Origin of the sequence: Salinibacter grassmerensis (assembly GCF_947077765.1) — a bacterium.
Classification (GTDB): Bacteria; Bacteroidota; Rhodothermia; order Rhodothermales; family Salinibacteraceae; genus Salinibacter; species Salinibacter grassmerensis.
In genome coordinates, this window is the sequence record NZ_CAMTTF010000003.1 from 489,644 (window position 1) to 502,963 (window position 13,320).

13 protein-coding genes are annotated in these 13,320 nt (G+C 63.9%); 7 read left to right on the forward strand and 6 right to left on the reverse strand.

The genetic code is table 11. The features are described from left to right. Positions 1 to 31 precede the first annotated feature (31 nt). The 3 genes from OJB03_RS09340 to recO form a co-directional block, all read right to left on the reverse strand. Positions 32 to 658 (reverse strand): class I SAM-dependent methyltransferase, encoded by a 627-nt coding sequence (locus tag OJB03_RS09340; protein ID WP_263786752.1) that lies wholly within the window; start codon positions 656 to 658, stop codon positions 32 to 34. A 57-nt stretch (positions 659 to 715) separates the two neighbouring features. Beyond that, positions 716 to 1,366 (reverse strand): transcriptional repressor LexA, encoded by a 651-nt coding sequence (lexA, locus tag OJB03_RS09345; protein ID WP_263786753.1) that lies wholly within the window; start codon positions 1,364 to 1,366, stop codon positions 716 to 718. A 110-nt stretch (positions 1,367 to 1,476) separates the two neighbouring features. Next, entirely contained in the window at positions 1,477 to 2,259 is a 783-nt protein-coding gene (gene recO, locus OJB03_RS09350; protein WP_263786754.1) for a DNA repair protein RecO, read from the reverse strand. Positions 2,260 to 2,455: 196 nt separating this feature from the next. On the opposite strand from recO, the gene OJB03_RS09355 reads away from it, so the two are divergent. Next, complete coding sequence (locus tag OJB03_RS09355; protein ID WP_263786755.1) at positions 2,456 to 2,893, forward strand: ComEA family DNA-binding protein; 438 nt, start codon at positions 2,456 to 2,458, stop codon at positions 2,891 to 2,893. 26 nt (positions 2,894 to 2,919) lie between these two features. Here OJB03_RS09355 and OJB03_RS09360 read toward each other — a convergent pair whose 3' ends face one another. Then, a complete protein-coding gene (locus OJB03_RS09360; protein ID WP_263786756.1) occupies positions 2,920 to 3,189 on the reverse strand; it encodes a hypothetical protein in 270 nt (89 codons plus the stop codon). 181 nt (positions 3,190 to 3,370) lie between these two features. On the opposite strand from OJB03_RS09360, the gene OJB03_RS09365 reads away from it, so the two are divergent. The 4 genes from OJB03_RS09365 to OJB03_RS09380 all read left to right on the forward strand — a co-directional run bounded on the left by OJB03_RS09365 (position 3,371) and on the right by OJB03_RS09380 (position 10,162). Then, positions 3,371 to 4,135 carry a response regulator transcription factor gene (locus OJB03_RS09365; protein WP_263786757.1) on the forward strand — a complete coding sequence of 255 codons (765 nt, stop codon included), beginning with the start codon at positions 3,371 to 3,373 and terminating at the stop codon, positions 4,133 to 4,135. 424 nt (positions 4,136 to 4,559) lie between these two features. Next, positions 4,560 to 4,748 carry a hypothetical protein gene (locus OJB03_RS09370; RefSeq protein WP_263786758.1) on the forward strand — a complete coding sequence of 63 codons (189 nt, stop codon included), beginning with the start codon at positions 4,560 to 4,562 and terminating at the stop codon, positions 4,746 to 4,748. Positions 4,749 to 5,295: 547 nt separating this feature from the next. Beyond that, positions 5,296 to 6,315, forward strand: coding sequence for an NAD-dependent epimerase/dehydratase family protein (locus tag OJB03_RS09375; RefSeq protein ID WP_263786759.1), 1,020 nt, complete (start codon positions 5,296 to 5,298; stop codon positions 6,313 to 6,315). Positions 6,316 to 6,430: 115 nt separating this feature from the next. Further along, positions 6,431 to 10,162, forward strand: coding sequence for a multifunctional oxoglutarate decarboxylase/oxoglutarate dehydrogenase thiamine pyrophosphate-binding subunit/dihydrolipoyllysine-residue succinyltransferase subunit (locus OJB03_RS09380; RefSeq protein WP_263786760.1), 3,732 nt, complete (start codon positions 6,431 to 6,433; stop codon positions 10,160 to 10,162). 173 nt (positions 10,163 to 10,335) lie between these two features. On the opposite strand, the gene rpsU is transcribed toward OJB03_RS09380, so the two are convergent. Beyond that, on the reverse strand, positions 10,336 to 10,548 hold the full coding sequence (rpsU, locus tag OJB03_RS09385; RefSeq protein ID WP_263786761.1) for a 30S ribosomal protein S21: 213 nt from the start codon (positions 10,546 to 10,548) through the stop codon (positions 10,336 to 10,338). 132 nt (positions 10,549 to 10,680) lie between these two features. On the opposite strand from rpsU, the gene rdgB reads away from it, so the two are divergent. Beyond that, positions 10,681 to 11,292: an RdgB/HAM1 family non-canonical purine NTP pyrophosphatase gene (rdgB, locus tag OJB03_RS09390; RefSeq protein WP_263786762.1), complete on the forward strand. Its 612-nt coding sequence runs from the start codon at positions 10,681 to 10,683 to the stop codon at positions 11,290 to 11,292. 45 nt (positions 11,293 to 11,337) lie between these two features. Continuing rightward, complete coding sequence (dtd, locus tag OJB03_RS09395; RefSeq protein ID WP_263786763.1) at positions 11,338 to 11,790, forward strand: D-aminoacyl-tRNA deacylase; 453 nt, start codon at positions 11,338 to 11,340, stop codon at positions 11,788 to 11,790. Between the two features lie 45 nt (positions 11,791 to 11,835). On the opposite strand, the gene OJB03_RS09400 is transcribed toward dtd, so the two are convergent. Continuing rightward, positions 11,836 to 13,314 (reverse strand): glutamate synthase subunit beta, encoded by a 1,479-nt coding sequence (locus tag OJB03_RS09400; RefSeq protein ID WP_263786764.1) that lies wholly within the window; start codon positions 13,312 to 13,314, stop codon positions 11,836 to 11,838. Positions 13,315 to 13,320: the final 6 nt, after the last annotated feature.

Consider the following 13,320-nt stretch of genomic DNA (forward strand, 5'->3'; position numbering starts at 1 on the left):
CCTCCCGGCCCGCCATGGCCTGTTCAGTAGCTCAGGGACTCTTTCGGCCGCCCGCTACGAAGAAATCGTCTTGGCGCCACGCACAGTCCACCTCCGTGAACCCGGCGCGCTCCATGGCTTTGAGCTGCCGATAGAGCGGCAGGGTGCCGACGTGGTCTCCAATGAGGAAGTGTCCCCCCGGGCGCAGGGGCTCAAGGACGCTACGGAAGAGGAGTTCATAGCGCGACTCCGCCTCCGCCGGGTCCACCTCGTGCCCCACGATGGCGTGGAGGGCCAGCGAGGCCACCACGAGGTCGTAGGGCCCGCCCGGGAGCGGCGCCCCGTCGGAGGGCACCGCCACCTGAAGCGGCTCGGCGTTGCGCGTGAGTTGCCCCACCTTCTCGTGTGCGATGGAGAGCAGGTCCGGGTCTTCATCCAGCAGCACGAGTTCTACCTGCGGGTACGCATCGAGCACCGTAGCGGCTGCATTGCCGGTGCCGCACGCAAGGTCGCCAACAGTGGCGCCGGGCGGCAGGGGCGGAAGGGCCATGGCCAACTCTTCCAACATCGGAATGGCCTGTGGAAGCCGTCGCTCCAGATGGATGTCGTACCAGCGGCCGTCGTCCCAATGCCCCCCCTCACGGCGCAGATTATCTCTCCAGTTCGGAAGGTCACTCATGAACGTAAAGGCGTGAGATCGAAGCAAATGGACGTGTGGAGACGCACTCGTGACGGGCTAATGGACCGCCGTGGCTCCCTGACCGCTTTTCTTGTGGATGCCCTCCTCGTTGATGTGGCCCACGTAGCGCCCAAGGATGGTAACTTCCTCAAACACATCAGGCTGGATGTGAATGTCGTCGTACTCCGGATTGCAGGGCTCCAGGCGAAGGCCCTCATCGTCGTGGTGCACGCGCTTTAGGGAGGTTTCTCCGTCATACAGGACCGCGCCAATTCCCCCCTCCGGAATGTCCTCGTCGATGAGCAGGACGTAGTCGCCGTCACGGATGTCTGCCCCCCGCATGGACTGTCCCGACACCCGGATCGCGAAAATCTGGTCGAGGTTCGGGAAGAGCATGTCGAGCGTGATGGTCCCCAGGTCGGCCTCCACGGCTTCCTGGAGCGTCCCGGCCGAAATAATGCCCTTCACCGGGATGCCCGGCTCCTTTTGTTCCTGATAACGCTTGGCGAGGTGATAGCCCTGATCGTCCCGCGTGAGGTGCCCCTTGCGATGGAGCGCCTTTAGGTTCTGGGTGACACTGTTGGGCGAGTTGTAGCCGAAGTGATCGATAATTTCTCGATAGGTCGGCCACACCCCTGTCTCCCGAGTGTGGTCGATCAGGAACTGCAAGAATTCATGCTGCTTGGCAGTGAGCTTTTTCCGGCCCATGACGGAAAAGCGGTAGCGCTCAGCTGATGAATGGAATGCCGGCGTTCTCGAAGAGAAATAGAGGCGGCCACATATTCCACACAGTAGGGTATCCAGAACGCCGGAAAAGGTCAAGTCGCTCGTTCGGTCGGCCCCGTGCCCTCAATCTGCGCGATGACCGAGCGGCTCCGATCCGGATAGGCGTCGTCGAACTGGTACCGCAAAAAGTCACGCACGAGGGCTTCTACCTCTCGCCGAACCGCCGGGGTCATGTTCAGACGCATCACCGTATCGAGATCGGCACGGGCACAGACGGCGTAGGCCCGGAGGGCGGGCCGGGAGGCTCGCCTCGGCTGTTCCGGCGTCGCGTCCGCCGGATACACCCCTCCGTCGGCCAGGGAGAGGAGTCCCTCATCACCGGTCACGGCCTCCACCCGTGTCCGGTCGACGGCCGGTGCCACCCCCAGCATCTGGGCCAGTTGGAGTTGCACGTACGGCCAGAGGTTACTCACCCGCGTCTCCACGGTGTTGAGGCGATGAAGGGCCCGGACGACCAACGCAAACGCAGCGGGTTGCGGGTCCTCCTCTTCCATCAGGGCATCGACCAGCTCGACAATGCGCAGCCCCACCGTGATGGTTGGCAGCTTCTCGCGGAGACGGTGGAAGGACTGGACGTGACTGCTTTCACTGAGGGTCTGCAGGGTGCGGGAGGGTTTGTGGTAGAACACCACCTGCGTGTACGCCATCGGTTGCAGGGTCGCCCCGAACGAACTTTTGGGACGCCGGGCCCCCTTCGCCATCACGCCAATCTTGCCTTTCTCCTGCGTGAAGAGCGTCACAATCTGACTCGTTTCGCCGTAGTCGATGCTCCGCAGGACAACGGCTTTCGTCCGGACGATTGAGCGCTGTGCCATGGTCACGAAATACTGACAGGTTCAGGGGCAACACCCCCCATACGGGGATTTTCGACCGCAAATTGTCGAGGGTCAAATTCAGGCCAATGGGCCCATCCCTCCAGGCTTCACAGACGTTAAATTCTGGCTCCACTCGTGTCTGTATGTACGAGACAATGGATTACAGCGTGGTGCGTATCCCCGTAGGTCCGTCGCCATGATTTGGCTCTACCGGCTGCAGCAGCGGCTTTCCATTACCCGTCAGGAGGGCCTCGCGATTCTCACTCTGGCCGTGCTCTTTCTGGTCGGCCTCACGGTGCGCCACATTCAGAAGCAGCAGGTTCCTCCAGTGGCCACCGACTCGCTCGTCGCCCAGCCCTCGGCAGACTCAACCGCCCCTTCTTCAGCGTCCGCCGAGCCGCGGCCGCCCTCCGCGGAGCACCCGATCAATGTAAATGCAGCGTCGCCGGAGGCCCTGGACGCCCTGCCGGGAATTGGGCCCGCCCTCTCGAAACGGATCGTGACGTATCGGTCGACCCAACGTCCGTTCCAGCGCGTCGACGAGTTAAAGCGCGTCGGCGGCATCGGCCCAAAGACACTTTCAACCCTCCGTCCTATGGTCCGGGTCGCTGCTCCGGATAGCACCTCTGAATAACGAATCGAGCGCACTCGCCTATGACTCTATGAGCCGGACGGACGGGGGGCCGCTTCGCCCTGCTTCGCGGAAGGGTCGGATTCCTCTGCGGTCTCCGTTGCGTCCGACGAGCCTTCCTGTTGCTCGCGCACCCGCTCCGCAACGGCCTCCGGGGTCCACTCTTCCGCTACCTCCTCCTCCCGGTCGAGAAACCGCCAAATCGGCACGAGAAGCAGGGCGGCGAGCAGGGCGAATCCGACCAGGGTCCCGGCAATGATGGGCAGGTATTCGGGATCAAAGAGCGGCGATGCGTCCATGCGTTGAGGCGCGTACCAGAGCAGTATCGTGTGCGTGTACATACGTGCGATCCTCTTGGCCGTTCTGCATGCGTGCCTTTCGGTACGTCCTCACGAGTCTTGCACTTCGAACGCCGGAAAGGTAGATTCCTCATTGCGAAATCTACTTTCTCTACAGTTTTCGTGAACCACAAGCACGGTCATGTCTTTGCCCGGCAGCGCGACAGGGTCCTCTGAGGCCCGGCTCCTCATCGCGGAGGACGACCCGGACCTCGGAAGCAGCCTGGAGTCATTCTTTGCCCGACACGGCTACGCGGTTCACCACGCCACCGAGGGCGAGAATGCGCTTCAAGAGATGACAACCCTTCCCCCCTACGACCTTGTGCTGCTGGACGTGAAACTGCCAAATAAGGATGGGTTTGAGGTGCTGCGGGAGGCGCGGCAGTCCGGGGTGAACTCGCCCGTGATCATGCTCACGGTCAAGGACGAACACAAGCACAAGCTGCGGGGCTTCGACCTCGGGGCGGACGACTACGTCACCAAGCCCTTTGACACAAAAGAGCTTGCGGCCCGCGTCCAGGCGGTCCTGTCCCGAAGCGAGTCGGCCCTCCCCGACACCGGGGATGTGTATGGGTTTGGGAACGTGACCGTCCACTTTCCCGATAAAACTGCCAGGAGAAATGATGAGCCGGTCGGTCTGACCGAGCTGGAGTTCGACATTCTGGCCTACTTCATCGAGCACCGGGGCCGAACGGTCAGTCGCGAACGGCTTCTCCGGGACGTGTGGGGCATCAGTGGCGACATTACCACCCGCACCATCGACCGGCATGTGGCGTCGCTCCGCAAGAAAATTGAGCCCACGCCGGACGATCCTGCCCATCTACAGACGGTCTACGGCATTGGGTACAAGTTCGTGGCCGAGGATGGCCCCGACTCTTCCGGGGCTTCCGCCTCGGAGGACAGTTAGGGCTCTGCTCCCTCATCCTGCGGATGAGCCCGCAAGCCTCCCCTTCAGATCCGGGTCGTGGGGAAAGCAGACCGCCACCAACGCTCCACCTGAGCCGCGGGAGATCGATATCATTGTAGGGTGGGGCCCCTCGCAACGAGTCGCGGAACGCCTGCCTGTCTGTGCGGGACACGCTGGCCCCCACGTCCGCGTCGAGCGAGAAGGTGCCTTCCACGACCTCGTCGGTGGTCGTCTCGACTGTAACGGTCCCCTCTTTTAGCGGGTAGAAGTGCAACGAGTCGGCGGTCTGCCGCCCGTAGCTGGCAGTAAAGAGGCCCCCCGGAAAGAATCCTGGCTCACAGGGACCGTCGCAGCGCGCATCAGGGCCCATCTCATAGGTACCCGGATCCAGGGGGCCGTCGGCCAGCCGCATGAACGACAGGTCGTGCGTCACTGTGTCCTCGTATGTCCCGGCGAGCTGGAGGACGGTGACGGTCTTACCCAGCGGCTGGATGGGGAGCACAAAGACGCTTTGCTCGCCGAACGACAGATCGGTGCCGAGTGTCGCCTTGCCCTCGACGGAAGCATTCACCGGCGCCCCCGCCGAGAGCTCGAAACGTGGCTCGGGCGTTGACTCAGGGCCGGTGCCGTCGCAGGCAGTGAGGAGTCCTACGAGCAGGAAAACCATCGGACGAACAGTCCATCGCATGATTCCATCACCCTTGACTGAGAAAATGTTCGGTTTTCGAGAAATATGGTCCAGACTATATTGTGAACAATTAAAATTTGGGAGAAATGATTCTGATGAAATCTCTTTCTGTCAGGGTTTCGGGGTTCAGCGACCGGTTTGTAGCTTGTTGTCGGACTCGGTGTAATTTCCAACGGTCAGTCCTGTAGTGTGGATCGTGAAGCCGGTACAGTTTCGTTTTCGATGAGCAAGCACGAGCGGCAGGATCGGCCCGACGTGGATGGGAGCACACCGTGACTGTCGCCCCCACATCTACGATGACGGTGTCCGCAGGCATGGCCTGGAGAAGGCACCGCTCCAACGCGTTCGTCGAGATTCGTCGAGATAGGCGGACGTCTGGATATCCTCGTCGTAGATCCTCCCGGTCTCCGGCGTGGGCCTCCTCCATCCTCTCCTTCGCTTTCGTCTCTATTGCCCTTTTCTTCTATACTCGATGGCCTCGTACACGGAGCGAACAGCTTTTGTCACCGGCGGCACCGGCTTCGTCGGGAGTCACCTCGTGGAAGAACTCCTGCACCGCGGCATGGACGAGGTGCGGTGCCTGGTCCGTACCGATCCGAAGTGGTTGGCCGACCTGGACGTAACCTACGTGCACGGCGACCTGTCGGACGTGGACGTTCTCTGGGACGCGCTCGACGGCGTCGATGAGGTGTACCACGTGGCGGGCCGCACGCGCGCTCCAACCGAAGAGGAATTCCGTGAGGCGAACGTACAGGCCACGCTCAACCTGCTGGGGGCTGTTCAGCACGCCGCGCCCGACCTGGACCGCGTACTGATAACCAGCAGCCTCGCGGCCGTAGGGCGCTGCGATCAGGACGTGGCGACGGAGGATGTGCCCCTCCATCCCGTCAGCATGTACGGCCGGAGCAAGGCACAAATGGAAGAAGCCCTTCGGGAACGCCCCGAGACCACCCCCGAATCGTATGCCGGGACGCTCCCTCTTACGGTCATTCGCCCCCCGGCCGTCTACGGGCCGCGCGACCGCGACATTCTCGACTTCTTTCGCGCGATCAAGCAGCACGTGTGCCCCATCGTGGGCGGGGGCTCGGCCCGCACGCTGAGCCTGGTGCACGTGCAGGACCTCGCCACCGGCATGGTGGACGCGGTCCGCCATCCGGACGCAAACGGAGAGACCTACTTCCTCGGCAGCGCGCGGCCCCACGCCTGGAATGAGGTAAAACAAGCCGCCACCACGGCCCTCGACACCTGGGCGGTCACCCTTCCGGTGCCGGGGCCACTGCTCGGGGCCGTGGGAGCCGTGGCCGAGGCCTGGGGCTGGGCAACCGGCACCCATCCACCCCTCAATCGCGACAAGACCCGCGAAATTCGGCACGCCTGTACGGCCTGTTCCAGCGAAAAGGCCGCCCACGACTTCGACTACGAGCCGTCTACCTCCCTCCACGACGGGGTGGCCCACACGCTTCGTTGGTATGAGGAGCACGGGTGGCTGTAGGGCCCTCGTTCCCGCCCGACCTCTCCGCGAATCCTCGTCGCGAAAGCGTCGTACATGGTAGTCGCTCCAGGCGGGGAGCCGCAATTTCTTTCACGATCAACTACCGTTTTCCACCGTGAGCAGCCTCGGATTCAACACGGGCTACATCGAAGAGCTTTACAAGCAGTATCAGGACGACCCTGATAGCGTGAGCGAGAGCTGGCGCGAGTTCTTCGCGGATTACGACCCGGACGCCTCCTTTATCCCGGTCAGCCGGACGACCGCAGGCGACGGGGAGGCCACCACTCCCCCCGAAGAGCCCACGGAACCGGAGCCAACGGATCGCGACTCCCCGCCCGACTCGCCCCCGCCCCAGACAGAGGAGGCCGAAGACGGCGTCGTGGAGCCCCTGCGTCCCGCCTCGGCCCCGGCGGTCGACGAGGAAAAAGCCGACGTGACGGCCATGACGGGTCCGTCGGCCAAGGTCGTCGAAAACATGGAGGACAGCCTCGGCATCCCGACGGCCACCTCCGCCCGTACGATCCCGGTCAAACTACTGGACGAGAATCGCACCCTCCTGAACGACTATCAGAAGCAGGTGGGCGGCGAGAAGGTGTCGTACACGCACATCATCGCCTACGCGATGGTACAGGCGATGCAGAAATACCCCGACATGAACACCACGTTTCGGCGGAACGAGGACGGCACGCCGGAGCACGTCGAGCCGGACCAGATCAACCTGGGGCTCGCGATCGACGTGGAGCGGCGGGGCGAGCGCACGCTCCTGGTTCCGAACCTCAAGGACGCGGGCAGCCTCAACTTCGCCGAGTTCCTCGGGACCTACAACAACGTTGTCGGCCGCGCGCTGAACGGCGACCTCGACCTGTCCGATTTTCAGGGCACCACGGCCACCCTCACCAACCCGGGCATGATCGGCACGTCGATGAGCGTGGCACGCCTGATGCCCGGACAGGGCGTCATCATGGGGGCCGGGGCCATCGACTTCCCGCCCGAGTACCGCGGGTACGACTCGGAGGTTGCCAGCAAGGCCGGCGTCTCTCCGGTCATGACACTGACCTCCACCTACGACCACCGCGTCATCCAGGGCGCCACCAGCGGGGCCTTCCTCAATCACATTGAGGAGCTGCTGATGGGCAACCACGACTTCTACCAGCGGATCTTCTCCGAGCTGGGCGTGCCCTATCAGCCGTTCCGGATGGCTACCGACTCCACGCCGCAGCTCGGGCAGTCCCAGCCCCAGGACGAGCTCGACATGACCGAGAAGCAGGCGGCCGTGCTCCAGCTGATTCGGGCCTACCGGGTCCGCGGCCACCTGCAGGCGGACATCAACCCGCTCGGCTACGAGTGGGAGTACCACGAGGAGCTCGACCCCGCCACCTACGGCCTCACGGTCTGGGACCTGGATCGGGAGTTCATCACCGGCGGCCTCGGGGGCGAGGACAAGCTGCCCCTGCGCGAGATTCTATCCATCCTGCGGAAGTCCTACACCAGCAAGGTGGGGACGGCCTTCATGCACATCTCCGACCCTGAGGAGAAGACGTGGATCCAGAACCGGATCGAGCCGATGCGGAACGCCGGTCCGCCGTCGGAGGACGAGCGCCACCGGATCGTCCAGAAGCTCAACGCGGCCGAGGCGTTCGAGCGCTTCCTGCACACCAAGTACATCGGCCACAAGCGCTTCTCGCTGGAGGGGTCAGAGACCATGATTCCCCTCATCGACACCCTTCTCTCCGACGCCGCCGACGCGGGCGTGGAGGACGTGGTGATGGGCATGGCCCACCGCGGGCGCCTCAACGTGCTGGCCAATATCATCGGCAAGCCCTACGAGGAGATCTTCTCCAAATTCGAGGGCAACATCGACCCGAATACAACGCAGGGATCCGGCGACGTGAAATACCACCTGGGGGCCGAGGGGGACGTCACCTCGCCCGACGGCAACGAGATTGCCGTGACGCTCGCCTCCAACCCCAGCCACCTGGAGGCGGTGAACCCAGTCGTGGAGGGCATGTCCCGCGCCAAGCAGAACCTGTTGCGCGACGAACACCCGGAGGCCACCGAGGACGACTACCACGACGCCGTAATGCCCCTTCTGCTCCACGGCGACGCCGGCTTCGCCGGACAGGGCGTGGTGGCGGAGACCCTCAACCTCAGCAAGTTGCGCGGCTACACCACCGGCGGCACCGTCCACCTAGTCATCAACAACCAGATCGGCTTCACCACGCCGCCCGGTGACGCCCGCAGCTCCACCTACGCGACAGACCTAGCCCGTGCCATCGAGGCGCCGATCTTTCACGTCAACGGCGACGATCCGGAGACCTGCGTCCGCATCGCGCGGTTGGCGTTCGAGTATCGCCAGCGCTTCAACAAGGACGTGGTCATCGACATGATGTGCTACCGCGTCCACGGGCACAATGAGGGCGACGAGCCGACCTTCACGCAGCCGTTGCTCTACGAAAAGATCGAGGAGAAGCGCTCGCCCCGAAAGCTCTACACCGAAATGCTGCTCCGCCGTGGCGAAATTGAGCCGGACGAGGCCGAGCAAATGCTCGACGACTACCGGGGCCGGTTGCAGGAAGCCTTCGAACGCACCAAGGACCTGGAAGAGAAGGACGCCGAGAAGGCATTAGATGAACGCGTTCAGCGCACGGCCGACGATCGTCTGCCCACGGTGGACACAACGGCCGAGCGCGAGCACCTGGAACGGGTCGTAGAGGTGCTCACCGACTTCCCGGACGACTTCAACGTCCACCGGAAGCTCGAACGGCTATTCGGGAAGCGTGACGACCTCTTCTACGATGAGGAGCGCATCGACTGGGCCTTCTCCGAAACCCTGGCGTTTGGCTCGCTGCTGCAAGAGGGGACCCGTGTCCGGCTGAGCGGACAAGACTCGCGACGCGCCACCTTCAGCCAGCGGCACGCCGTCCTCTTCGATCAAGAGACCGGCGAGGAGTATACCCCCCTCAACCACCTCACCGACGAGCAGGAGCGACTCCTCATCTACGACAGTCTGCTCTCGGAGTACGCCGTGGCCGGATTCGAGTACGGCTACTCAGTGGTGGACAAGAACGCCCTCACCTGCTGGGAGGCCCAGTTTGGGGACTTCGCGAACGGGGCAGAGATTGTATGGGACCAGTTCGTGAGTGCCGCCGAGGAGAAATGGGGACAGACCTCCAGCCTCGTGGCCCTGCTGCCGCACGCCTACGAGGGACAGGGCCCGGAGCACTCCTCGGCCCGCCTGGAGCGCTTCCTGCAGCTTTGTGCGGAGCAGAACATGATCGTCGCCAACTTTTCCACGCCCGCGAACTACTTCCACGCCCTACGCCGGCAGGTGAAGCGCGACGTGAAGAAGCCCCTCATCATCATGACGCCGAAGAGTCTACTACGGCATCCGAAGTGCGTGTCCACGCCGCAGGAGCTCATGGAAGGGGGGGTCCAGGAAGTGATCCCGGCCGAGACCGAACCCGCCGAGGCGACGCGACACATCCTCTGCAGCGGCAAGGTCTACTACGACCTCGTGACGGCGTTGGAGGACACTGATCGTCACGACGAGATTGCCATTACGCGCCTGGAGCAGTTTTATCCCTTCCCCGAATCGGACGTGAAGGAAGAGCTGGAACGCTACGCGGAGGCCGACAACACGGTATGGGTGCAGGAAGAGCCAAAGAACATGGGCACCTGGTCGTTCCTGCAATCCCGCCTAGACGACCTGCTCGAGGAGGTGCACGGCCCCTGTGAGCAGCGCATTCAGTACGTCGGGCGTCCGGCAAGCGCGAGCCCGGCCACCGGCTCGGCGAAGGTGCACGACCGGGAGCAAGAACAGCTGGTTGGTGAAGCCCTCGGCCTCTAAAATTCCTCCTCGTCAGAACTTCTCCCTCGTCAGCCCCGAAAGCCCCACCCGGTGTGGTGGGGCTTTCGGGTTGAGGGGGACCCAAAGAAAAAGGGACGGACCCGCTCGGGCCCGTCCCCAACAACGTTGCCGCGCGCCGATTCACCGACGCCGGCGACCAAATGTGCGGCGCTCTACTTGCGCTTCCGGTTGTCGCCACGCTTCCGCTGGCGGTGACGCCGGCGGCGAGACCGCTTCTCTTCAAGCCGCTTCTCTTCTGAGGGCTTCATGTAGGTCATGTTCTGCCGATACTCCTGCAGCACACGACTCCGGTTTACCTGACGCCGGAAGCGCTTGAGCGCACGATCAATGTCTTCGTTGTTTCGGACTTTTACACCAACAGACAAAGTAGATCCCTCCGTAGGGAGTTTGGTTTTGAAATAGAGTGGACGCTGCGCAAAATACAGAGTGGAAACGCGAATGTGAGAGGCATGTTTCTTTTCCGCACTTTGGTATTACTTCCCCAGTCTCTCCCCCACATGACGGCTCTCTCTCCCCTGGTATTGGCGACCGGAAACACCGGCAAGGTCGACGAGCTCCGCGCCCTGCTCGTCGGCCTCGACCTGACGCTCCTTCCGGCCAACGAACTCGACCGGTCTCTCACCGTGGTTGAGGACGCCGACACCCTCGCCGGCAATGCTCAAAAGAAGGCCCGGGCGTACCACGAACACACCGGTCGCGCCGCCCTCGCCGACGATACGGGCCTGGAGGTGGCGGCGCTCGACGGAGGACCGGGCGTCCACACCGCCCGGTTCGCTGGTGCCGACGCCACGCCCGAAGACAACAAACAAAAACTGTTGAGGGTCATGGACGGGGTGAGTGACCGACGCGCTCGCTTTCGGACCGTCGTGGCACTCATCGACGCAGACGGAGCCACCCATACCTTCGAGGGCCGCTGTGAGGGCACCATCGCAGCTGCTCCCCACGGCGATGGGGGCTTCGGGTACGACCCAATCTTCCGCCCGGACGGCTACGACCAGACGTTTGCCGAGATGCCGGCGGAGGCGAAAAACGAGATCAGTCACCGCCGAAAGGCCCTCGACGCCCTTCGTGCCTTTCTTTCGAGCCTGGAGTCCGACACGGATCGCTGACCACCGCCGTTCGTCTCTGCTTCCCACCTCTACGCATCACTCCGTATGGTTGCTCTCGTACAGCGCGTTTCCGAAGCCACCGTCGAGATCGACGGCGAACCTGTCGGGGCCATCGGACACGGCCTGCTCATCCTGCTCGGTGTCCATGAGGACGACACCCGCGCCGAAAGCGCATGGTGTGCCGAGAAGTGCGCCCACCTGCGCGTCTTTCCCGACGCCGACGGCAAAATGGACGAGTCGCTTCTCGACACCGGGGGCGATGCCCTGGTGGTGCCTCAGTTCACCCTCTACGGCGACACGAGCGCGGGCAACCGGCCCTCCTTTACGGAGGCCGCGCCGCCCGACCGGGCCGACCGGCTCTACGAACACTTCGTCCGTGAACTCGAAGGGCACCTCGGACGAGACGTCCCTACCGGCGAGTTCGGCGCACTGATGGATGTCCACCTCACGAACGACGGCCCGGTGACGCTCTGGGTGGAGCGCCGGGCGGACGAGTAGCTGGGGTGGGGCGCGGGAAGACGGCAGTCGGTCGTCTCGGCCCGGTTACCGGCCGAGGGGCGGGTTGGAGGTCTGGAGGCTCGCTGGAAGCTCCGTGTTGCCGGTAAGGTAGCGATCAACCTGACGGGCCGCGTCGCGCCCCTCCCCGATGGCCCACACCACGAGTGAAGCTCCCATCCGGGCATCCCCCGCCGCAAAAATGCCCTCTGCGTCCGTCATCAGTCGGTCGTCCGTGGCGAAGGTCCCATCATCGGCCCGCGCCACGCCCGATGATGCGAAGGGATTGCTGTCCGGCCCCGTGAACCCGATGGCGACGAGAACCAGGTCGGCAGGGATCTGGAGCTCGGGGTCGAGAACCGTCTTGTCGGCGCGACGGCCATCCTCGTAGGTCCACTCTACCCGCTCGGCCTGCAGTTCATCCACCCGGCCGTCGTCATCGAGGTCGACCAGTGCCTGGGTATTGACCGCAAACTCCTCGGCCCCGCCCTCCTCCTGGGCGTAGGTCTTGGTGTACACCTGTGCGGCCTCCGGCCAGGGATTGTCCGCCGCCCGCTCGGTGGAGCCTCGCTCGTTGATGCCAATCTGGACGACCTGCTTCGCACCCTGTCGGTGGGCCGTGGCGACGCAGTCGGCCCCGGTGCTCCCGCCCCCCAACACAACGACATTCTTGTGGGCGGCCGTGGTACCACCAGGGGCGGCCTGGCCTTGCTGACGACGGTTTTCCTGCGGGAGGAACTCCATGGCCGGCAGTACGCCGTCCAGGTCGGTGCCCGGGACCGGGAGCGTACGGGGCTCCTGTGCGCCCAGGGCGAGACACACCGCATCGTGGCCCGCGCGAACCTGCTCCGCCGGGAGGTCAGCCCCCACCTCCGTGTCTACTACGAACCGAATGCCCTCTCGCCCAAGCTGATCGACCCGCTGCTCGACGCGGCGCTTCGCAAATTTGAAGTCCGGAATGCCGTATGTCATCAGGCCGCCGATGGCCTCGTCCCGTTCGTAGACCGTTACCCGGTGCCCGGCACGGTTGAGCTGCTGCGCGGCGGCAAGGCCGGCCGGCCCGCTCCCCACCACGGCCACCTGAAAGCCAGTCCGTTCGGCGGGCGGCTCCGGCTGAATCCAGCCTTCCTCCCATCCCTTGTCCACGATGGCCCGCTCGATGCTTTTGATGGCCACGGCATCGTCGTTGACGGCCAGAACACAGGCATCCTCGCAGGGGGCCGGGCAGGTGTAGCCCGTAAACTCCGGAAAGTTGTTCGTGGCGTGGAGCTGCTCCAGGGCCTCCTTCCAGTCGCTGCGGTGCACCAGGTCATTCCACTCCGGAATGCGGTTGCCGATGGGACAGCCGCTCATGCAGGTGGGCACCCCGCAATCGACACAGCGCTCCCCCTGATTCTGTAGGGCCTCGGGGCTCCACTCCGGCGCCCAAATTTCGCGAAAGTCAGCCGTGCGCTCCGTGGCCGACCGCTTGCCGATGGGGCGGCGCGGGTGCTTCCGGTATCCGTCCGGATGGTGTTCGCGGGGCATGGCACT

Coding starts and splice junctions, on each gene's coding strand:
- OJB03_RS09340 (WP_263786752.1), bottom strand. CDS start 658: ATGAGTGACCTTCCGAACTGGAGAGATAATCTGCGCCGTGAGGGGGGG.
- OJB03_RS09400 (WP_263786764.1), bottom strand. CDS start 13,314: ATGCCCCGCGAACACCATCCGGACGGATACCGGAAGCACCCGCGCCGC.
- OJB03_RS09360 (WP_263786756.1), bottom strand. CDS start 3,189: ATGGACGCATCGCCGCTCTTTGATCCCGAATACCTGCCCATCATTGCC.
- OJB03_RS09365 (WP_263786757.1), top strand. CDS start 3,371: ATGTCTTTGCCCGGCAGCGCGACAGGGTCCTCTGAGGCCCGGCTCCTC.
- dtd (WP_263786763.1), top strand. CDS start 11,338: ATGGTTGCTCTCGTACAGCGCGTTTCCGAAGCCACCGTCGAGATCGAC.
- lexA (WP_263786753.1), bottom strand. CDS start 1,366: ATGGGCCGGAAAAAGCTCACTGCCAAGCAGCATGAATTCTTGCAGTTC.
- OJB03_RS09355 (WP_263786755.1), top strand. CDS start 2,456: ATGATTTGGCTCTACCGGCTGCAGCAGCGGCTTTCCATTACCCGTCAG.
- recO (WP_263786754.1), bottom strand. CDS start 2,259: ATGGCACAGCGCTCAATCGTCCGGACGAAAGCCGTTGTCCTGCGGAGC.
- rdgB (WP_263786762.1), top strand. CDS start 10,681: ATGACGGCTCTCTCTCCCCTGGTATTGGCGACCGGAAACACCGGCAAG.
- OJB03_RS09375 (WP_263786759.1), top strand. CDS start 5,296: ATGGCCTCGTACACGGAGCGAACAGCTTTTGTCACCGGCGGCACCGGC.